This is a genomic window from Nostoc sp. GT001 (assembly GCF_030382115.1).
In the GTDB taxonomy this organism is placed as follows: domain Bacteria; phylum Cyanobacteriota; class Cyanobacteriia; order Cyanobacteriales; family Nostocaceae; genus Nostoc.
In genome coordinates this window covers 2,829,584-2,850,555 of the sequence record NZ_JAUDRJ010000003.1, presented here as the reverse complement: position 1 = coordinate 2,850,555, position 20,972 = coordinate 2,829,584, and the positions used below count along the sequence as shown (strand labels likewise).

At 41.9% G+C, this 20,972-nt stretch carries 20 protein-coding genes; 8 read left to right on the top strand and 12 right to left on the bottom strand.

Features of this window, described 5'->3' with window-relative positions; all coding sequences use genetic code 11:
* Positions 1–7: 7 nt before the first annotated feature.
* On the bottom strand, positions 8–1,990 hold the full coding sequence (locus QUD05_RS14985) for an ABC1 kinase family protein (protein WP_289796755.1): 1,983 nt from the start codon (positions 1,988–1,990) through the stop codon (positions 8–10).
* Between the two features lie 258 nt (positions 1,991–2,248).
* On the opposite strand from QUD05_RS14985, the gene recN reads away from it, so the two are divergent.
* Positions 2,249–3,997, top strand: coding sequence for a DNA repair protein RecN (gene recN / locus QUD05_RS14980; protein WP_289799975.1), 1,749 nt, complete (start codon positions 2,249–2,251; stop codon positions 3,995–3,997).
* Positions 3,998–4,048: 51 nt separating this feature from the next.
* Here the strand turns inward: recN and QUD05_RS14975 are convergent, their stop codons facing one another.
* From QUD05_RS14975 to QUD05_RS14955, 5 genes are all read right to left on the bottom strand, one after another.
* Complete coding sequence (locus QUD05_RS14975) at positions 4,049–4,723, bottom strand: VOC family protein (RefSeq protein WP_289796754.1); 675 nt, start codon at positions 4,721–4,723, stop codon at positions 4,049–4,051.
* Between the two features lie 467 nt (positions 4,724–5,190).
* On the bottom strand, positions 5,191–6,459 hold the full coding sequence (locus QUD05_RS14970) for an MFS transporter (protein WP_289796753.1): 1,269 nt from the start codon (positions 6,457–6,459) through the stop codon (positions 5,191–5,193).
* Positions 6,425–6,898 carry a MarR family winged helix-turn-helix transcriptional regulator gene (locus tag QUD05_RS14965; protein WP_012410989.1) on the bottom strand — a complete coding sequence of 158 codons (474 nt, stop codon included), beginning with the start codon at positions 6,896–6,898 and terminating at the stop codon, positions 6,425–6,427. The genes QUD05_RS14970 and QUD05_RS14965 overlap by 35 nt, the downstream gene beginning before the upstream one ends.
* Before the next feature lie 19 nt (positions 6,899–6,917).
* Positions 6,918–7,772 (bottom strand): ABC transporter permease, encoded by an 855-nt coding sequence (locus tag QUD05_RS14960; protein ID WP_289796752.1) that lies wholly within the window; start codon positions 7,770–7,772, stop codon positions 6,918–6,920.
* Positions 7,729–8,580 carry an ABC transporter ATP-binding protein gene (locus QUD05_RS14955; protein WP_289796751.1) on the bottom strand — a complete coding sequence of 284 codons (852 nt, stop codon included), beginning with the start codon at positions 8,578–8,580 and terminating at the stop codon, positions 7,729–7,731. Before QUD05_RS14955 ends, QUD05_RS14960 begins: the two co-directional genes overlap by 44 nt.
* A gap of 265 nt (positions 8,581–8,845) precedes the next feature.
* Here QUD05_RS14955 and QUD05_RS14950 point away from each other — a divergent pair, with 265 nt between their 5' ends.
* The 4 genes from QUD05_RS14950 (at position 8,846) to QUD05_RS14935 (ending at position 11,045) form a co-directional block, all read left to right on the top strand.
* Positions 8,846–9,604, top strand: a complete 759-nt coding sequence (locus QUD05_RS14950) for a hypothetical protein (RefSeq protein WP_289796750.1) — start codon at positions 8,846–8,848, stop codon at positions 9,602–9,604.
* A 5-nt stretch (positions 9,605–9,609) separates the two neighbouring features.
* Positions 9,610–10,251 carry a ribonuclease H1 domain-containing protein gene (locus QUD05_RS14945; protein WP_289796749.1) on the top strand — a complete coding sequence of 214 codons (642 nt, stop codon included), beginning with the start codon at positions 9,610–9,612 and terminating at the stop codon, positions 10,249–10,251.
* Positions 10,252–10,440: 189 nt separating this feature from the next.
* On the top strand, positions 10,441–10,695 hold the full coding sequence (locus QUD05_RS14940; RefSeq protein ID WP_289796748.1) for a hypothetical protein: 255 nt from the start codon (positions 10,441–10,443) through the stop codon (positions 10,693–10,695).
* On the top strand, positions 10,692–11,045 hold the full coding sequence (locus QUD05_RS14935) for a type II toxin-antitoxin system RelE/ParE family toxin (RefSeq protein WP_289796747.1): 354 nt from the start codon (positions 10,692–10,694) through the stop codon (positions 11,043–11,045). Before QUD05_RS14940 ends, QUD05_RS14935 begins: the two co-directional genes overlap by 4 nt.
* Positions 11,046–11,899: 854 nt before the next feature.
* Here QUD05_RS14935 and QUD05_RS14925 read toward each other — a convergent pair.
* Positions 11,900–12,034 (bottom strand): hypothetical protein, encoded by a 135-nt coding sequence (locus tag QUD05_RS14925; RefSeq protein ID WP_289796745.1) that lies wholly within the window; start codon positions 12,032–12,034, stop codon positions 11,900–11,902.
* 577 nt (positions 12,035–12,611) lie between these two features.
* Here QUD05_RS14925 and QUD05_RS14920 point away from each other — a divergent pair.
* Genes QUD05_RS14920 through QUD05_RS14910 form a run of 3 tightly spaced genes read left to right on the top strand, consistent with a single transcriptional unit; the run spans position 12,612 to position 13,708 of the window.
* The gene (locus QUD05_RS14920) at positions 12,612–12,821 is read left to right on the top strand and encodes a DUF2997 domain-containing protein (RefSeq protein ID WP_094328129.1); all 210 of its coding nucleotides are present in this window, start codon (positions 12,612–12,614) and stop codon (positions 12,819–12,821) included.
* 39 nt (positions 12,822–12,860) lie between these two features.
* The gene (locus QUD05_RS14915; RefSeq protein ID WP_012406942.1) at positions 12,861–13,247 is read left to right on the top strand and encodes a DUF1257 domain-containing protein; all 387 of its coding nucleotides are present in this window, start codon (positions 12,861–12,863) and stop codon (positions 13,245–13,247) included.
* Positions 13,247–13,708, top strand: coding sequence for a ferredoxin (locus tag QUD05_RS14910; RefSeq protein ID WP_289796744.1), 462 nt, complete (start codon positions 13,247–13,249; stop codon positions 13,706–13,708). Before QUD05_RS14915 ends, QUD05_RS14910 begins: the two co-directional genes overlap by 1 nt.
* A gap of 119 nt (positions 13,709–13,827) precedes the next feature.
* Here the strand turns inward: QUD05_RS14910 and QUD05_RS14905 are convergent, their stop codons facing one another.
* The 5 genes from QUD05_RS14905 to QUD05_RS14885 form a co-directional block, all read right to left on the bottom strand.
* Positions 13,828–14,112 (bottom strand): YiaA/YiaB family inner membrane protein, encoded by a 285-nt coding sequence (locus QUD05_RS14905; protein ID WP_289796743.1) that lies wholly within the window; start codon positions 14,110–14,112, stop codon positions 13,828–13,830.
* Positions 14,113–14,396: 284 nt separating this feature from the next.
* Entirely contained in the window at positions 14,397–15,995 is a 1,599-nt protein-coding gene (locus tag QUD05_RS14900; protein ID WP_289796742.1) for a DUF4335 domain-containing protein, read from the bottom strand.
* A 187-nt stretch (positions 15,996–16,182) separates the two neighbouring features.
* On the bottom strand, positions 16,183–16,788 hold the full coding sequence (locus QUD05_RS14895; RefSeq protein WP_069069205.1) for a DUF3038 domain-containing protein: 606 nt from the start codon (positions 16,786–16,788) through the stop codon (positions 16,183–16,185).
* Between the two features lie 976 nt (positions 16,789–17,764).
* Positions 17,765–18,415, bottom strand: a complete 651-nt coding sequence (locus QUD05_RS14890) for a Uma2 family endonuclease (RefSeq protein WP_289796741.1) — start codon at positions 18,413–18,415, stop codon at positions 17,765–17,767.
* A 14-nt stretch (positions 18,416–18,429) separates the two neighbouring features.
* A complete protein-coding gene (locus QUD05_RS14885) occupies positions 18,430–20,883 on the bottom strand; it encodes an endonuclease MutS2 (protein WP_289796740.1) in 2,454 nt (817 codons plus the stop codon).
* Between the last annotated feature and the right edge of the window lie 89 nt (positions 20,884–20,972).

Here is a 20,972-nt window from a genome sequence, read left to right as displayed (position 1 = left end):
ACTTTTACTAAGATGCCAATAATTGCCGAATTAACCTGGCTACAGCTTTCTGCGTGAAGCGGTTGGCTATTTGTTGACCTAAACGTTGTACATCTGAATTTACCAATAACTGGGCAATTTGGGATGTAATTTGCACTGGGTCAAAGCCTCTTGTTTCTCGGAGAATACCTAATATACGTTTGATATGCTCTAAGGTTTGTTGTTGTTCAACTGTGGCCGCTGGAGTTTTATTCACTGCTGTCAATCCTACGCGTTCTCGCAACAAGGAGGTAAAGTTATGCAAAACATTTTTACCTAAAGCATCAAGTCCGTTAACAGATTCATCTACTAGTTTGTCACGAATAAAAGCACCGCGTTCAGATGACAGAAATTCTATCCCCTGATTTAGCACTAAATTAAAGTCGTAGTCTTGACTATTACGCGCATTTTTTAATAAGTTTTCTAAGCGATTCCAGCGAAATCTGCCATCTTTAAATAACAAATCTTGCAATGATGCTCTTAATTGCGGTGCTGGATCTGTTAACAGACGTTTGGAAACGTAGGGATAAGCTTCGCTGAGGACTTTAAAGTTGGGATCTATATATATTGCAATACCTTCAAGCGTCACCAGGGAGCGAATAATTAAGGCGTAGTAGGGCGGTACGCGGAAAGGATATTCATACATCAAAGCCGATAGTTCATCGGTGATACTTTTAATATTAAGATCGGCAACACTGGCTCCTTCGGCATCAGCAAAGACTCTCGCAAAAGCTGGAATAATTGGTGTTAAATCGGTTTCTGGTGATAAGAAATCTAATTTAACGTAATCTTTTGCTAATCCTTCAAAGTCGCGGTTGACGACGTGGACGATCGCTTCAATTAAACCATAACGCTGTGGTGGTTTAATCTCGCTCATCATCCCAAAGTCAAGATAAGCTAATTTGCCATCGGTTGTCGCTAACAAATTTCCAGGGTGCGGATCTGCATGGAAAAATCCATGTTCTAGCAGTTGGCGCAGGGAACACTGCACACCCACTTCAATTAGATAACGAGCATCTATTCCTTGGGCGCTAATTTCTTCTGTCTGGGTTAATTTGGTGCCGTTAATCCACTCCATCGTCAAGACGCGACGATTGGTATATTCCCAGTAAATTTTCGGTACGTATATGTCTTTTATGTGACCGTATAACTCAAAAAATCGTTCGGCATTTTCACCCTCATGGATGTAGTCCATCTCTTCAAAGATGCGATCGCCTAATTCATCGAGAATCCCAACTAAGTCACTTCTTACCTTTTTAACCTTTTTCTGCACCCAAGCGGCGAGGTTACGCAAGATATACAAGTCAATGGTGATTCCCTCTCTTAAGTCGGGGCGTTGAACTTTAACAGCGACTTCTTCACCAGTTTTTAGCTTACCTTTATATACTTGCCCCAATGAAGCCGCAGCAATTGGCTGGGCCGACAGTTCTGCGTAAACCTCTTCTGGAGGTGCGCCTAATTCTTCTTTGATAAACTGGTAAGCAATTTCGTTGGGGAAAGGCGGTAATTGGTCTTGTAGTTTAGTTAATTCTTCTAAATATACGGGAGGAACTAGATCCGGTCTGGTGGACAAAGCTTGGCCAATTTTGATGTAAGCAGGCCCTAATTGGGTTAGCAATACTCGTAGCTGAGTGGCTCGGCGGCGGTCATTTTTGACGACAATTCCTCGTTTACTATCCGACCACAATCCAAAAACAAAGGATAGAGTCGGCCCCAACACGGCAAAAATCCGCCGCAAAACTTGCACTTTTCTATTTTGGTAATGGGCTGCTATGCCCACAGGATCATAAAGCGTCTCAGATTGGGCTGCTATTCTCACCTTTTGGGCTGCTAAGAGTCTTGGCGAGCGTACAACTAAACCATCTTCGGGTACTACATCAATAACATTGAGTTCGTCGCTTCGGCGATTTGTGCCGTTGCGACTTTCCTCCTGAATCGGTCGGGAACTAGGGGGAAGTGTCTTAACAATCATGAAGAAGGCCACCAGTCAGAACGATCACATTAAGTATTGTAACAATATGTTTAGAAATTGGGAATTGGGAATGGGGCATTGGGTATTTTTTCCTCATCTCCCTCTGCTTTCCTTACTCCCTAGTACTAATAGGTCTGCTACACTTAAACGGGCATACTAGTTCAATAGTAGTAGGTATTGCTAGTTGCTGAAAGATCATACTTATTGTCTTGTAAGTTAGAAGTATCTGGCATCTGCCCTCATGGAGAATTTGGCTTGATGTTGCTTTGCCTGCGAATTGAAAACTTTGCCCTAATTGACCAACTGGAATTAGAATTTGGCGCGGGACTAAATGTGTTGACAGGTGAAACCGACGCTGGAAAATCTATTATCTTGGATGCAATTGATGCCGCTTTGGGCGGTAAAGTCTCTAGTAGAGTTATTCGCACGGGGACTAGTCGGGCGATGGTTGAAGCTACTTTCACATCAAACGCACCCCTAGCGGCTTGGTTGACTGAACAAGAAATAGATTTACTTGATGAAAATTCTGTAGTCATTAGCCGAGAAATTACAGCCACTGCAAGTAATGTCCGTAGTCGATCGCGGGTAAATGGTGTGTTAGTAAATCGGCAGATCATGGGAGGAATGCGCGATCGCTTGGTGGAAATTACCGCCCAAGGTCAAACGGTGCAAGTGGGACAATCTGCCCAAGTCCGCGACTGGTTAGATTTGTATGGGGGCGACTCCCTAATGCAGCAGCGCCATAAAGTCGCCACGAATTTCAGCGCTTATCAACAGGCGCATTTAGCACTAGAAAAACGCCGGACATCGGAACGGGAACGATTGCAACAACTCGACTTGCTTACTTATCAAGTGCAGGAATTGGGAGCAGCGAATCTGGGCGAACCTAATGAATTGGAACAGTTGGGACAAGAACGGGAACGCCTGAATCATGTTGTTGATTTACAACAAATGAGTTACAAGGTTTATCAGGCTTTGTATCAAAACGATCATGAAACCCCTGCCGCAGCAGATTTATTGGGAGATAGTGAGGCGACACTAAATAACATGGTGGAATACGATACCCAACTACAATATCTGTTGGAATTGGTACGGGACGCACAAGCTGCGGTAATGGAAGTTGGAAGGCAAATTAATGCTTATGGGGACGGTTTGGAAGCAGATCCGCAGCGGTTGGAAGAGGTGGAAGAACGAATTCAGGAGTTAAAGCAAATTTGCCGCAAGTATGGACCGACACTTACAGAAGCGATCGCTTACTACCAACGTATCCAAGCAGAATTAGCCCAACTTAACGACAGCGAACAATCTATCGAAAGTCTGGAACAGCAAGAAAAGGCGTGTTTTGAGAAACTTACCCAAGCAAGTAATCAGTTAACTCAATTGCGGAGTAAGGCGGCGGCTAATTTAGAATCACGTTTGATGGCTGAACTCAAGCCCCTAGCGATGGAAAAGGTGAAGTTTATGGTTGAAATATTACCAGCTTTCCCAACTGCGATGGGAGCAGATAAAATTACCTTTACATTTAGCTCCAACCCTGGAGAACCACTACAACCGTTAACAGAAGTTGCCTCTGGCGGGGAAATGAGCCGCTTTTTACTGGCTTTAAAAGCTTGTTTTTCCCAGGTTGACGTAGCTGGAACAATGGTGTTTGATGAAATTGATGTTGGGGTTTCGGGAAGGGTAGCCCAAGCGATCGCAGAAAAATTATACCAGCTAAGTCAACGTAACCAAGTCTTATGTGTTACGCATCAACCTTTAGTTGCGGCAATGGCCGATCGGCATTTTCGTGTAGATAAGCAAACTATCAATCAAGGCAAAGGTAAAAAAGCCAACAATGATAATGCCGAACAGCGTACCGTTGTTAGAGTTACTACCTTGGATAATTTAAACACCCGTCGGGAAGAACTAGCGCAGTTGGCTGGTGGTAAATCTGCAACTGATGCGATCGCTTTTGCAGAGTCTCTATTACTACAAGCTGCTAACCACCGTCGCGGAAAGCATACTTAACCAAATAATTACGAATTACGAATTACGAATTACGAATTACGAATTATAAATTTAGGCTGCCAATTCTGAAAGGCGTAAACCAGCAATATTCTCACAGGAAAAAGTCTCTTTACCCATACATCGCCGACAGATTAGCTCTATGATTTGCCCTGCCCAGTTACGGAAAAACCATTGGCACAAGGAATCATCTTCTTGAGGAGTTCGAGACAGAGGAATAAAGCCTTTCTTCTGCCATACTTCTGCTGCTGTATAGATATCATCAACAAGAATGGCAACGTGATGGACAGTATTAAAACCTTGCTCCTGGAATAAGCTAGCAATCTGTTCATCTGGCGCGTTAGGTGCAAGGAGTACCAAAATCATGCCTGACGGCATTAAGGCTGAGAGAAAGTACATACTTGCATCTTCGGGCAATAGGTTTTGCTCAAGACAAAAATCATCAGGCCATTTTCCTGGCCCCTCGGTGATTTTGGCATCATAGTTTATGAGAGTTTTACCATAGTCTGTAAGAGTTTCTGAATCAGGAAACAACAGTACATAGTGATCTACGATAACTTGTTCACCAAATAGATGTATGCAAAAAGATGAGTTTAGAAACTCTGGAGTCTTGCACCCATCTTGATACAATAGCAATCCATCATTTTCTACAAAAGGCGACTCCTTATTCATTGAAGTTCCAGCTAAGTTAAAACCTTTTCTAGGATCTACTGGAAGGTTATTGTTCATAATGCTCACCTATAAAAATAATCTATAGTATTTATTCAAAATTGAGGCTTAGAAACAGGGATTATATCTACCATTATACTCAAATTGCTTTGAGCTAATCTCAAACACCTGCAAGGCAATTGTAGTAACTAATAATACTAACTGTCTCTAAATTTGCGCCGAATAATTTTTAACTTATCTCTTCCTTTTATTCTTGATGAGAGACTCTGCATAGTTCGCCTCTTTGTATCCTTCTGAGCGAGAGGCTGCATGTAGCAGGCAAGGAACAGCTTTATTACTCTCCTACTCTAAGTAATTTTTCGGCTATAGGAGCAATCTGTTCTTTGAAATTTTCAAAGACAGCTAATTACGCAATGTGCAACTTTCGCCAAACAAAAATCCCACCCGTATAAAAGCTACAAGATTGTAATTGTTATCTCTTACTGAGGTGGGATTTTTATTATCTGATATCTAATAGATCAGTGCTTCTATTTATACTCTTGTAAAGCCCCTAACTTGCGAATTCCTGGCCAAATCATTGCCGTAGCAATCACCACTACAATTGTGCCAATTCCACCACCCACAACGGAAATCACTGGGCCAAATAAAGCCGCAGTCAAGCCTGATTCAAAGCCCCCTAATTCATTCGAGGCACTAATAAACACGCTATTAATAGCAGCAACCCGACCACGCAAATGATCTGGTGTTCTGATTTGAACTAATGTATGGCGAATTACAACGCTAATGCTATCTAGTGCGCCACCAAGAATCAGCATCAACATAGATAGCCAAAAGGAACGAGAAAGTCCAAAGATAATTGTTACAACTCCAAAGCCAACCACTGACCACAATAAGGACGGGCCTGCTTTACGTAACGGTGGTAAATACGCCAGGGTAATAGCCATAGTCAAAGCACCGATAGAGTGGGCTGCTTGGAGATATCCCAACTCTACTGGCCCCACATGTAAAATATCTTTGGCAAAAATCGGGAGAAGCGCGATCGCACCACCCAACAATACTGCAAACATATCTAATGTGATCGCTGCTAAAATCAACTGATTCTGCCAAACAAATTTAGCGCCAGCAGCAAGCGCTTGGAGTGAGATTGGCTCAGTTGAACGGATGACTTTTTGCTCTTTGATCGCCAGCGTTAAAATAAAACACAGTAAGGCTGCGAGCGCTGCTAATAGATAAACCCCTGTAGCACTTCCTAGTAGCGCAATCCCAAATCCTCCGAAGGCTGGGCCGATAACAGCAGCCAACTGAAAGCTACTACTATTCCAAGTAGCTGCATTGGTAAAGGCGCTGACAGGTATTAATTGCCACATCAGAGCATCACTGGCAGGTTTGAGGAATGCCCTCGCTACACCCGTTAATACCAAACAGGCGTAAATTAGAAAAATTGCACCCTGAGTATAGGAAAGTACACCCAAAGCTAGTGAGCAGAGGGCTAGCAATATTACCGAGAGTAGCATGGTGAGTTTGCGATCGCGGCGATCGGCTACATCTCCAGCAATTAAGGTGAGAACAATCATCGGTAGGACTTGCGCTAGCCCTACACCACCTAATGCGATCGCTGAGTTAGTCCGCTCATAGAGTTCCCAGCCAATCGCTACAGTTTGCATTTGCGACCCCACGAACAGCACCAGCCGTCCGATGGTAAATAGCCGATAGTCTCGAAACTTAAAGGCTGCAAAGGGATCGTGTTGTGCAACCTCAAAGTTATGGGGCTTTGAGTTCTGTTTTCTCGAAGACATTTTTTAGTAGAGTTAAGCCTTCTTCAATATTGGAAATTTGGTCTTCTGAAAGACCTTTGAGCAAGTCGGTAATATGAGCGCGAGTTTGATCTTGGGATTGCTTGAGATGATGTTTTCCATCTTCAGTTAAATTGAGCAGCACCCGCCGCCGCTCTTGAGGATGAGCAATCCGTTTCACGAAGTCGCGTTGTACCAAGCGTTCTATGGTTGCTGATGCCGTGGCAGAGGTGACACCTAAATGCTCTGCTAAGTCAGATAATGAAGCACCAGGATTCCGGTTGATAAATGCTAGCGATCGCAATTGAGGTATAGATAAAAAAGCGGCACTATGGGCACGCATATCCGCTCGGATAAACCGCATCACTAATGGAACTGTTTCCATTACTCTAGCGGCACATTCTTCGGAAGTTGCACCTTGATTAGGTTTATCCAAGGTCATGGGCTTGTTGTTCTCCTAGTTACATGGCCACCCGTGGATAAAGTTTTCCACCAAGGATGGCTAAAATTATTAATGTTAATAAGAGAATTGTACAATCCAGACCAAAGCCATAGATGCTAGTACCATTCAACAGCATGGTGCTACGTAAGCCGTCAACCAGATAAGTCAACGGATTTAAATGGGAAATGAACTTTAACCAACTGGGCATCAACGAGATCGGATATATGGCATTGCTAGCAAAAAATAAGGGCATGGTTAACAATTGTCCAATACCCGTCATCCTTTCTCGGCTTTTCACCAAACAGCCAATAATTAATGAAAAAATACAAAATGTTCCCGCCCCCAGTATGACTAGTAGCAGTACTTGGAGAATAGCTAGGGGATGAAGATTTAGTTTGACACCTAATAAAAATGCTAATCCGTAAATGAATATTACCTGAGATAAGCACCTCACCCCACATGCTAGGGCTTTGCCCAACACCATCGCCACGCGAGGCGTAGGACTAGCTAAAAATTTATGGACAATGCCTAAATCTCGCTCCCAGATTAGCGTCATTCCACCACTAAAAATTGCCACGAACAAAATACTCTGAGCCAAAATGCCAGCAGAAATAAAGTCTAAATAGGGTAAGTTCCCTGTAGGAATTGCGCGAGTTCGGGCGAAAACTTGCCCAAAAATTAAGAGCCATAAAGCTGGTTGCACAGCCCGAACGACTAAATCAGTGGGATCGTGGCGGAGTTTACGGATTTCCAATTCAGCGATCGCCAGGGTTTTTGTAACTAGCTCTTTAATTGCAGAGATCGAATTTCCTCGGACAGTGGGTGGTGCTTTAACCCAACCGTTGAGCAGTACGTCTGGTTCTTGCTGTGTCACGGTAGTTCACTCCTGATGTTAACTGGTCGCCTGTATAGTGAATAAAGACATCATCCAAAGTTGCATTTGGGTTATTTAAAGAAGCTTTTAAGTCCCTTGGTGAACCTGTAGTAACGACTTCACCTTGCTGCATAATCGCCACTCGGTTACATAAGCTATCCGCTTCTTCTAAAAAGTGGGTTGTTAAAAATATAGTTGTGCCGTAATCAGCACAGAGTTGTAGTACAAGCTGCCATACTTGAGTTCGAGCGATGGGATCTAGTCCGACAGTTGGCTCATCAAGAAACAAAATTTGGGGTTGATGGAGAACTGATATGCCAATTTCCAGTTTGCGGATCATCCCACCAGAGTAGTTTCGTACCAAACGTTTTGCCGCATCTTGCAAACCCATGTATTCTAGAATTTCATAGATGCGGCGATCGCGTCCTTTGGCAGGTATTCCATACAGCTTGGCGAAGATTAAGAGATTTTCGTACCCCGTGAGACTACCATCAGCAGAGAGCGCTTGGGGTACATAGCCGATAGCCCGTCTCACAGGATTAGATTGACGAGCCACATCATAGCCAGCTAAGGTTGCTTTCCCTGCACTGATAGGCAGCAAGGTTGTCAACATTTTAATAACTGTACTTTTCCCTGCGCCATTGGGCCCAAGCAGTCCAAACACTTCGCCCTGTTCTACAGATATGCTCAGGTTATTAACTGCGGTGAACTTCCCAAAACGGCGTGTGAGTCCCTGAGTTTGCAAAATCAACGGTTTTGGTTCTTCTTGAGGTTGCGATCGATTTATTTTTCCCGTCAGTATTGTCACAAGTTTGATGCACTTATATTAATTAGCAAATCTAACTATTAGCTTCTCAATAGATTTACCAGAAGTCAATAGACTTCTTGGCATAAATTTGAATCAGAGTAAAAGGAAACTCAGTAGAGTGGCGACGAGCTTATTGATGGGCGAAGTATCACTGGCAAATTAACCCCAAACACTTGCTAGGATAGTCGATAGATGCCTACCTACTTATTTTGAACTTTTAATTGAGATATCTAGACAATAAGCTTGTAATTAGAGGAGTCTTGTAATGTCTGAAATTCAAGAAAAGCATTATGGTCAAATAAAGTCCTTTATTGAGAGAAATCAATGGTCATTGAAAGAAAAATTAGAGAGTGGCTGTAAACGCATAGACATTCAGAATGGTAAATCTAGCAGTTGTGTAAAAGTTTACGAGACAGGTACTATTCAAGTACAAGGCGCTGAATCCAAGTTAAAAGAGGCACTCAACCAAGCAAAAGCAGCAATTGAAAATGAGGAGGGCATTGGGGATATGCTTCCTTTTGAGATTGAGAGATTCCCAGAACTTTTGAAAGAACGAATCACTAATATAGATCCTGTAATTGTTAGATTCATTCAGGAAGCTATCATTACAGTTAAAGCAGGTTCTAACTTGGGTTGTGCATTTTTACTTGGAGGAGCATCTGAGAAGGCAATCTATTTACTTATTGATGCGTATACAAAAGCAATTAAAGATGAAACTTTGAGAAATAAATTTATATCCAGAACCTCTGGAAAATTTATATCTAGAATATTTGAAGAATTCAAGCAATCTTTCAGAAGTTCTAAAAACAAGCCTCAAAATTATGGCTGGACAAATGATTTAGAAATTAAGATTGAACAGATATTTCAATTCTGTAGAATATGCCGTAACGAAGCGGGGCATCCACACTTACCACCCAACTTAGATAAGGGCATTTTACTTGCCAATATGGGGCAATTTGTTAAGTATGTTGAAGATTTATATGAGTTAATTGCTTATTATGAAACTAATGAAGTGGAATTGTAGATTAAATGCCATCCAAGAAATACTACGCCGTTTTTAAAGGTCGAAAGACAGGTATATTCACAAGCTGGGAAGAATGTGAAGAACAAATTAACGGTTTCAGTGGTGCGCTGTACAAGTCTTTTAAGACTAGAGAAGAAGCTGAAGCAGCATTGGAGCTTACAGAGCAAAATTTTATCCCCCCAAGTGAGCAAAAAGAAGTAAAGCAGCAGAAGACAAAAACAAAAATTTCTCCTGCAAAAGAGTTAATTTTGGATAGCGTTTGTGTTGATGCCTCATGTTTAGGTAATCCGGGTTATGTCGAATACCGAGGTATTCATACAGCGACACATAAAGTTATTTTTCATAAAAGTCCAATGCCAAATGGAACGAATAATCTTGGAGAATTTTTGGCTATTGTTCACGCTCTTGCACACCTGAAAAATCAAGTTAGTGATATACCTATTTATTCCGATTCAGAAACAGCTATTCTGTGGGTAAAAAACAAAAAAGTGCGAACAAAGTTAAACCGAAGTACGGACAATGAAGAAATATTTAATTTGGTAGATAGAGCATTAAATTGGCTGGAAAGTCATGAGTATACTAATCCTATTCTCAAATGGAATACTATGTCTTGGGGAGAGATTCCAGCAGATTTTGGTCGTAAATAAGCTTGCGTCGAGGAGTGAGGCAACAACATGACATACATAACCTATAAAGTGATCGCATCTCTAAAATCCATCCTAAGCCAGAGAGTTAGTTTAGCAAAGGCGATGTCTACGATGGGGTACGCCTACGCAGCTTTATCAGATATTCTGAAATAAAATCATATCTATAAACCTTCAGCAAAATATCCGATTATGGCGATCGTTGTTTCCCTTAGCCCAGAATTAGAAGCACGACTCCGCGAGAAAGCTACACAGCAGGGACAAGACGTTAGTTTCGTTGCAGCCCAATTGCTAGAGGCTGTCCTAGAGTGGGAGGTGCAAGACTCAGAAGCAGCTATTAAGGGTATTCAGCAAGGATTAGAAGACTTTGAAGTAGGTAGATTCCGTTCATTTGATGATTTTGCTGACGAGCAACGTCGCAAGTATAATCTGCCAACCGATTTATGAAATACCGCATTGAAATCTCTAGTGTAGCTGAAGCAGAAGCAGACAGTGCATTTTTGCAGTTATCTCAAGTTACTTCTCCTGAAAGAGCAAGTCAGTGGTATGCAGGATTACTACAAGTTATTGAGTCTTTATCGCAAATGCCAAGCCGATGTTCTCTAGCTAGAGAAAATGATTATTTTAGCCAAGAAATTCGCCAGATACTTTACGGTCGAGGACGCAATTCATACCGAATAATTTTCACGATTTTGGCAGGACAAGAAATATCGACAGTACGTGTTCTTCATATCCGTCACGCTGCACAGCAGACCCTTGGTGAATCACTGGATGCTCTGAGACGACCTAAAGACTAGTAAGCGCACGGGGGTACGTTGGAGCATATTAAACTTATAACAGCAAAGCGATCGCATCTGGTAATTTTGAGAGCGATCGCATTAAAAATTATTGAAAAACTGAGCGCGATGAATACGAATTATATAACATCTCTGGTTATCTTCAACATTTTATTTCCACCAGGCTGTAGTTCGTATTCAACCTTTTCAATATCTATTTTGTAACCCTTTGAAGTGTAATATTTGACAATTTCATCTAAATGTTGTGAATGTTTCCACATTAAAGTTATGAGGGGGAATATTCTGACTTCTTTAGCAATACGCAACATCTCACCTACAGAATCTAGGTGAAAATCGTAATCGAGATGGTCTGAATATAAAAACAGTAAATGTGAACAAAGCGCTATGTCAAATTCTTGATTATTAAATGCCAGTTTTGGCAATTCACCGATTGTGTATCTGTTGCTTTTNTTGCCAGCTTCATAATCAGACATAAATTCTTGAATAACTTTCACCCTATTATGTCGCAAATCATCCGGGGATTTATGATAGCTCCATACCCAATCATTCGTTTTAGCCTTGACTTGATTAATAATATCATCTACTACTTCATTAAATCTTTGCAATATTTCATCACTGGAGAATTGGTACAGTGGATCAACAGAAACTACACTTTTACGCTGACGTGTCATTTCTGCATTGAAGCTTGCTAGCCCATCCCCAATCCCAATGATTCTTTTATTTAAATCAGCATTTGTTAAATTGAATATTTTTATATATTCATCCATTGACCTCCCAAAAGGAACTACTTTATCTAGAACCATTGCCATAGAATTTTCCTCGCAAAGGACTGATTAAACAAGATAATAGTAAACTCAAAATGTTTTATTCACTGCAAGACGGCAATCATTCAGAAGCACGTCAAGTTCTTTTACAACTGCTAAGGAATTTCTACCTCTAAACACAGCAGCGATCGCAGCTTCATAAGGATTTCTACCTGTTTTTTGCAAATTTGTACATATTTAACTGTCTAGAGTCGAGGTTGATAAATCTCACCGATGGCAGAAAATAGCGATGGCTGCGCCAACGCTTTCAGCGAACGCAGTTTAAAAATATCTCTACAGCAGATGCCAGCTACAGTAACTATATCAAAGACCTAATACAATACCTACGTATACCCCATTATCTTGCTTTAGAGTGATACTGCACTGCATCCAACCTACCTGGAAAAGAATAAGGTAGGTTGAATGGTAAGAATAAAGTTTTTCAATAAATTTTATATTTTTGTGAATTGTCTTGCTGGTTATACTACCTCTAATGCTTATTCTTAGGACTTTTGCAGCTTACTTTGCTAGCTCCAGTAGTTACCTTGACTAATCAATGAGGTTAAGAGAAACTAACTAAATACTGATGCGTGTGCTTATAATACTAATAAGTTTTGTAAAGATTCTGAGATATATATGTTGAAACATGGAACATTAGTTAACAAATGGCGAGTTTGTATCTAAAAATGTTCCTAGGGCTATATTTGTAGCCTTCTGCTAAGGCAGTACAATTTAAGCGTACTTATCCTGGTTGACCAAAAGAATGGAGACATTAGAGTTCATAATCTATCCAGACGGTCGGGTACAAGAGAAAGTCACTGGCATTGTGGGTAATTCTTGCGCTGAAGTTACAGCAGCAATAGAGGCACAGCTGGGGCAAGTACTTAATCATGAGCCAACCTCAGAATATTTCGCCGCCAAGGTGCAGCAATCTAATGTGGCGAATACACACACCACTTACAGCGATTGGTAAGTTTTCACAGTAGTTTAGTGTTATTAATTCACAACCACCATGTCACACTTTAGCCAAATTAAGACTCAAATCCGTAACCTTGATTCTTTGAAAGATGCTTTGACTGAATTGGGCGTAGACTGGAAACCAGGCCCACGCGAAGTCCGTGGCTATCGCGGTCAAACCCATCCTGCGGAAGTTAGTATTGAGCAGGAAAATGGCTATGACATCGGTTTTAGATGGAATGGCAAAGAATATGAATTGGTGGCTGACTTGCAATATTGGCAGCAAGATTTGTCTGTAGATGGATTTTTGCGCCAAGTAACACAGCGCTATGCTTATCAAACAGTTGTGAAAGAAACAGCTCGTGTTGGTTTTCAAGTTTCTGAACAACAAAAAAATGAAGATGGTTCAATTCGCCTGGTAGTACAGCGCTGGAGTGCGTAATGGCTGATTTTCTGCCGTCGCCGGAAGAACAAGAAGATAACCGTTCCGGTTTGGAACCAGAACTAGGGGGTTTTTTACGAGATGCCCCAGAACGTTCTGGTTTAGAACCGGAATTGGGTGGTATATTGCGCCAAAATGGTGTTTATGTTGACGAAATCACCTGTATCGGTTGCAAGCATTGCGCTCATGTTGCCCGTAACACCTTTTATATTGAACCAGATTACGGGCGATCGCGCGTGGTTCGGCAAGATGGGGACGCTGAGGAAATTATCCAAGAAGCAATTGACACTTGTCCAGTGGATTGCATTCATTGGGTTGATTACACTGAACTGAGAAAGTTAGAAGACGAGCGCAAATATCAGGTAATTCCTATAGTGGGTTATCCTGTAGAACATGCAGTTGCTGCTAGCGAACGTCGGCGTAAAAAGCAAAAGTTAAAAACCAAAAAATCCCGTTATTAAGATAAAAACGTTAAATCAATATAATAAAGGACTGGTATATCCAGTCCTTTTGTTTTTCGTTATGTAGTTAATTTCCGCTGCACGGATAATTTTGAATCCCCTGTAAGGGCTAACTCCCTTCATTTGAAATTTAGAGGATCGTGTTGTGAAAGTAATTTTTCTACTTTTGCCTCATCTAACCTAGCGGTTAATCTTCTAGTTTCGTGCAAGTCTCTAGTAGTTTTTGCCAAAGTAAAAGTTGAGCCAACAGAGAAAGCCATACCCATACCCATAAAGCCTTTCACCCAGCCATTTACAGGTAAATTGACAATACCGAAGCTGGTCATAGAAATAGAAATCACAAAAGCTGCCCAAGTTTGAATAACCCAAGCTGCACTGTCTTTTTGGGTACCAATTGTTTGCATATTTTCTACCTTTGATATGAGTTATTAATACCAATTCTTAATTTGTAATTAAGAAGCGTAAGATTTAATCTGGGTTTCCAGACTTGTATCTATAGTTTAGTAGTTTAGTTTTGGAGAATTGGTGTTAACAGTAATTATATTTCTTGGTAGGTTTACTGGAATTAATAGTAAGACCAGTTTCGTAACTGGACTNNNACAAGTGAGTTTAAGAGCAATNGTAGTCAGTAAAAACTGGCACAAGATTTGTACCAGTTTTACAAGTGGCATTAAAAAGATGAGTTTAGTTATTCATCTGGAAAAGTCTGTACCTTGCCATCAGGACTGAGAACAACTCGAATTCTGACATTTTGTCCATTTTTATTAGCGGAAACAAAAGGTTTGCCAACTTCAGGCATCCCAGCGTTATCAACGAATTCTCTTGCTGCCTTATTAAGGGGGAAAATTCGTTCAATTGTGCCGTCAACACCAACTATCAAACTGTACTCTAATGTTTGTCCCAGTCCAGTAGGTGGTTGCCAACGCTTTGTTAGATATTCTCTAGCTTCTGCTACTTGAGTTGTGTCAAATAATGTGCCAGTAGCTACTTCTCTGGATGTAGGGTTTTTACCTGTGTCCCCTAATTGATCGATAAATGGATTATTAGCAGCGGTTCTAGAGGAGGGAAGTTGTGAAGTAGGTTTCTCTCCAGCAGAAGATTGCTGTAAGGAACTGATTCTTTCTTCTAGTTGTTGTGAGGTTAGTGGAGAGGGTTGGGTTGGAGTATTGACACGATTATTATTGGGTATGGTGTCAAGAGATGGAGGCAGGACTGGTGAGATATTAGTTGGTAAGCTATTGGCGTTAGAAGATAGTCTGGGTGGCAAATTCCGCAGTTGAGGGATAGCGCCGGGTTGGGAATTTGACCCGGTTGGATTCTGTGCTAGATTTGGTAATATGGCAATTTCCTGACCTGGGATTTTGCTGGATGGTGCGCTCGCTCGATTACTAGGAAGGGTTGCAGTCGTCCCTTGAGGTATTGTCAATGTATTTGGTAGTGCTGGAGAGAAACTAGAACTAGGGGCTGTTAGAGGTGCTTGGGGTAAAGTGGATGTGGAAAGTGGAGGGGTAGAATCTAGCAAATTATTTGATGGCGGGGTTAGCCCAGGTTCAGGCGTGGGAAAGTTTAGTGAGGATGAAGGTTCTAGAGCAGTCTTTACTGCTTCTGAATTTGATGTTTTTGCTGTCTGCTGTTGCTTTTCTCTAATATTGTTAGCATATTGCCAAGTAACTGGTAAAAAACCTATACCTAATACTAATACTGCGGCAATAGGCGCCCAAGCAGGAAACCTCAGAGTCGAACCTGTGCTGTTGAGAGTTGGAAGTGCCATGACATCAGTTGAATATTCATCTAAAGCACTTGCCAAATCGAATAGTTGCAGCAAACTGAGTTGAATTACGGGGCCAGATGAATAGTTGGCCAGAGAACCAAGAAATAGGTTGTGAGTTAAATAGCTGCTTGGTTCTAAATGGATATTTGCCCCTGGAATCTGGGTACTAGAGGCATTTAATGTTTTTGTTGAAGACTTTAATTCCGGCTCATCTAGTGCTGTGCTTGACTCTTGGGTACTGGAGAAATTGACCCAAAAGCTTTCTGGAGACTGTTGGAGGAATTGCTGTACATAGTTGGTGACAGCATCACATAAAGTTTCGAGTTGCTCGCGATCGCCCCGAATTGGAACTCTGTGTTCTTCTGGTAGTCGGGGATCGTCAAAACGTAGCTCAAAACTCAGATGTTTGAGGACAGTTTTCCCCATCCAACGAGACAGAGGTGAGCTTTGCGCGAATACTTCTAGCGTGCAAGTCGGTGGTGTGTAGCAACGAATAACTGAATTTGATAGAGGCATGACAGGAACTACAAAGAAGACTATATTGGGATTTTGCAAAAATTTAGCCAGTTGCTTGCAAACTGGCGTGCAAGGAGGAAGCATTGCTGATAGTGCATCGCCCAAGAGCTAATGACCATCAAAAAGGAATCCTTACCTAGCAAACTTTCATGAGCAAATTTTGGTTGAAGAATTTCAAATCTAAAATTTAAAATTTTGTTGAACGGTCTATAAGTGCTAGCCAAAGACGGCGATGCCCACCAGGAGCGCTGTAAAAAAGTAAATCTACAAGCAGTTTTAGGGCCAGGTTGGTTAGTAAATCCGTTGAGATTTGCTCGTCCTCTTCCATCCGCTCTTGGTAAGTGTTGCAAAAAGCATCAATATAGTCTCCAAGTAAAGCAGCCTGGTGAGGTTCCCGGTTATTTTCTGCCATTTGTTCTAACAGACCAACAGCGCGGCGAATCAATTCCTGGTGCTGTTTGGCTAGATAGCAGATGATCAAAACAAGCGATCGCGCTTCTTCGACATCTAGCTTTTTTCGCCCTCCTTGACCTTTGCGTAGAGGATTTGATTGGCGCAATCGCCATAAGGCTACGCGGTCTGGCACTCTTGACTCTAAATTCAGATCGGTTGCCGCCGAAAGCATTGCCTCTGAACCAATCCCAGTTAAGGTTTCTAGCGCCAAGAGCACCAAGTCTAATTGGGTTTTGATATTGTCCCATTGAACTGTATTTGGCGCTGGAAGCTTGATTAAATCCTCCCACTGGGAATTTGGAGTGGCTGAGTTGGCGGCCGAGTGCATAACTTTTAGCATAGGTGATCAAGCTGATAGGGGATGTTGCTGTTACCCATTTTGAAACCAGACTCTTAAGAATTAAGCTTGGTTTCCCATAGCTATGAGCCAGAGGCTTCAGCTAGCTTTTTTATCTGGTAAACAGTAGGTATCTTTGTCCTACTCTAGATGAAAATTTATTTTCAACAAAGTAAAAAATTATCAATTCTAATTAAGGTTGACCCGATTTTCGCTGCTAGCTCCGTACAAGAGTATAAATAAACTATTGTTAAAAATGCTAACCGCTAACGATCGCTAAGTAATTATGTAGAATACCTCCTAATTTGTTTGCGTTTTTAAATTTTGAAATTTCTTGATATTTATTACTTGGTCTTAATATATACATAATTACTCTACAAATGTTTTGACGATTTGCTAAAGGCACTTTTTGCTGTTGGACATTACCCTAAGTGAGTTTCACTTGTGTGCAGCCTGTTATTTCAGTATAGGTTGGGCAACATCAGGACGATTGACGCCTTCATGAATAAAACTGATGACAAACTTAAAAATTTGATAAAGTCAGCGTTTGAAGATGTTGGGTGATTGATTTATTCCAACTTAGTTGGTGATAGAGATATAACCGCAAACCACGCACATATCAGAACTCATTTATAAAGTTAATGGGCAGAGGTAATAATTTAGACATTTACCTATGAGAAAAACTCAAGTCTAGTCTCGTGACTTTGGCTCTCATGTCACTTTCAATTACTGCTTCAGCTTCTTGTAGAGTTTCTATTTCTACATCCATATAATTTATGATATATTTTATTTAATTAGAATATTAATCTCTAGTACTTATAGGTATTAGATAAAAGGTAAGTAGCGTGGTTTGCTAACCTGTAAACCACGCTTCGTGAATCTCCTAATGTTTAGTTTGGTACGGGATAAATAGCAAAATATCACTATTTTTATCCCACTAGCCATAACCTTTTTGAGTAGGCATTTCTGACAATTTAAACTAAATCGGGCTACTAATTTTCTGTCTTATCCGCGCACGAAATGCTTTCATTGTCGCATTTCTACCATTAGTTTTACTTAGCATTAAATATTCGGGAATTATTTTGGTAATGGGGAGATTAGTAAAAATAGAACTGATATTTGATTCTAGATATTTCCCATCAGATAACACATTTATTTCCAACTTGCTTCCGTTCCATCGCCATAGCTCTGGTACTCTTAAAGCTTGATAATTATTGAAACGAGTGCGGGAGGTAATATCAATTTCAATAGCTAAATCTGGAGGCGGGTCGGTTTCTAAATTTATTCTATCTTTGCCCCTAATTTTAGCTTCATTTTGGATATAGAAACAATCATCGGGTTCTACCCCAGCATCCATACTTTCCTTATCAAAAGTCGTAGAACCCAAACTCCAAAATTCCAGATCGAGTTCTTCTAATAAAACTTTTACCAAGTCGCCAATAATAACTTTAGCTACTTCATGCTCTGGCAATGGAGCCATTATTTCTAGCACCCCTTGACTGTAACCTATCCGCGAACTGCGATTGTCTCCTAATTCTGCTAAAATGCGTTTGTATGCCGACCAGGAGACATCTTTAATCAACAACTGATGACCTGCTCTAACAATTAATTGATTGAGTTCAAGTAACATAGCATTCCTGCTTTTTATTTTATGTGAGCAACGGTAACACCACTGCCGCCATCTGCTTGTTCTGCTGGTTCGTAGTTGTTCACTCTGGAATGCTGTTGCAAAAAGGCGTGAACTCCTTGTCGTAGCTTACCAGTGCCATAGCCGTGAATAATCCAGATTGGGCCTGTAGCTTCCGAGATGGCTTTATCTAAAATGTATTCGGCATCAGCCACCCGTTTTCCACGCAAATCGATGGTATTTTGAGAAGTCCGAATTTCTGGGACATTTTGCGGTGGCGGGGTTACTGCTGCTGGGGCTGGTTTGGGTTTAACGACTGGTTCAGCTTTTTGACCATCTAAAGATTCTATATCTTCTAACTTCACAGCCATTTTCATTAGGCCAAAGCGAACGCTTAACTGGCCATCTTCATCAGGGGCGGTGATTACGTCGGCTGTCTGTCCCAATTTGGGAACGCGGATGCGATCGCCTACTTTGGGCATAAACCCAACTTTTGGTTTGGCTGGTGTTGCTGGCTGATATTGTTGGCCAATTTGATTCAAAGCATTGGTAGCTTGCTGCGCTTCTTGGGCTGTGGGCGTACCTTTCTGCAAACGGCGGATTACTTGGGCAATTTCACCTTTTGCCTGAGCGATCGCTTGCTGCACTGCTACTTCCTGTGAAGCCCGCAAACTGCTTTCCCTTTCCTCCAGACTTGCGGCTTTTGCGGATACTTCTTTATATAAACGTTCCGCTTGCTGCAACAAAACTTGGGCTTCGGCTGCTTTGGTTTCTTGGCGGCGGCGTTGCGCTTCTAAGCCAGCAATCACCTGGTTAACTTCATCTGTGGCTTCTCCAACTTGGGTTTTTGCCTGTTGCACCACTTCTGGTTTTAATCCCAAGCGCAGGGCAATTGTCAGGGCATTAGAACGTCCGGGGATGCCCCACAGCAGACGATAAGTAGGCGACAAAGTACTTTCGTCAAATTCTACAGAGGCATTTTCAAAGCGATCGTCTTCGTATTTCAGGGCTTTTAGTTCGCCGAAGTGAGTGGTCGCGATCGTTAGCTGGGAATGGTTGGCAAGATATTGCAACAAGGCGATCGCTAAAGCACTACCTTCCACTGGATCGGTTCCTGCGCCGACTTCATCAAGTAAAACGAGTGCTGAGTTAGAAGCAGGAAGTTTCTCCTCTGCTTCTCTGCTCCCCTGCTCCCCTGCTCCCTTGCTCCCCTGCTCCCCTGCTTCCCCATTCCCCAATGCCTCTAAAATCCGACTAATACGGCGGATGTGTCCAGAGAATGTGGATAAACTCTGCTGTAAGGATTGTTCATCGCCAATATCTGCCAACACCTTATCAAACCAAGGTATTTCTACTGGTTCGCGGGCGGGGACAAATAAACCCACTTTGGCCATTAATGCTGCTAACCCCAAAGTTTTTAAGGTTACAGTTTTACCGCCAGTATTTGGCCCGGTAATGGTTACAACCCTAATTAGCGGGTTAATCAGCAAATCTACAGGAACTACTGGTTGCCCTTGTTCATGCTGTTGTTGCCACACTAACAAAGGATGTCGTAAGTTCCGTAAGGTAATGATTTCCTTGTCTTCACGCCGGATAAATCGCGGGGGATTCGCTCCTAACCAGAAACTATATCTCGATCTAGCGGTTGCCAAATCCAAAGTGGTGGCGATCGCTAACAATCTCTCTAAATCTGGCTTAACTGCGGCTACTTGTTCCGTCAAAACACGGCGAATCGTTTCTTCTTCGGCTTGCTCTCTTCTGATGATCTGCCGCAGTTGGTTGCCTAGAGGTACTACTGAATTCGGTTCCACATACAGGGTGGCACCGCTGGTAGAGGTATCGTGGACTATACCAGGAATAGCATCTTTTTGGGGTGCTTTTACGGGGATAACAAAGCGATCACTCCGTTGCGTAATCAGCTGTTCTTGAACTGCGCCAGATTTTGCCTGTAAGATATTTTGCAGCTTTTGAGTAATTTGGCTACGTAATCGCCGTAAGTCTGTGCGAATTTCTCCCAGTTTTTGACTCGCGCGGTCAGTTACCTGAGCCCGTTCATCAATACAGCGGTGAATTTCCTGTTCTAGTTCGGGATAAGTCCGTAAATCGGCAACCAAATCAGTCAATATCGGCAAATCTTCTTGATTGTCGATGACACGGCGCAAATTTCTGGCACCAGAGAGGGTAGTAGCGATCGCTAACAGTTCTTCCCCTGCCAAAACTCCACTGCGTTCTGCTCGTTCTAAGGAATCGCCAATATCTTGAATTCCCTCAAATGACAGTCCCGTGGTCAGGCGACTTTCCAGTTGGTAGATTTCTTTGGTTTGCTCTAACAACAGTTCGCTTTGGGTCTGAGAATCAGGTATTTTCAGATGACGCGCAGCTGTCGCCCCCAGCTTAGTTGCGGCAAAGGTAGCAAGGTGCTGGCAAAGGCGATGCCATTCTAATAATTCTAAGGTTTCAGATTGGATCAAGGTTTCAACATCTAATCTGAAATTATGGTAACAATTCTAGCTCCTAGATGGATAAATCTTAAAGGAGAAAATTTTGCTTTAATTCAATC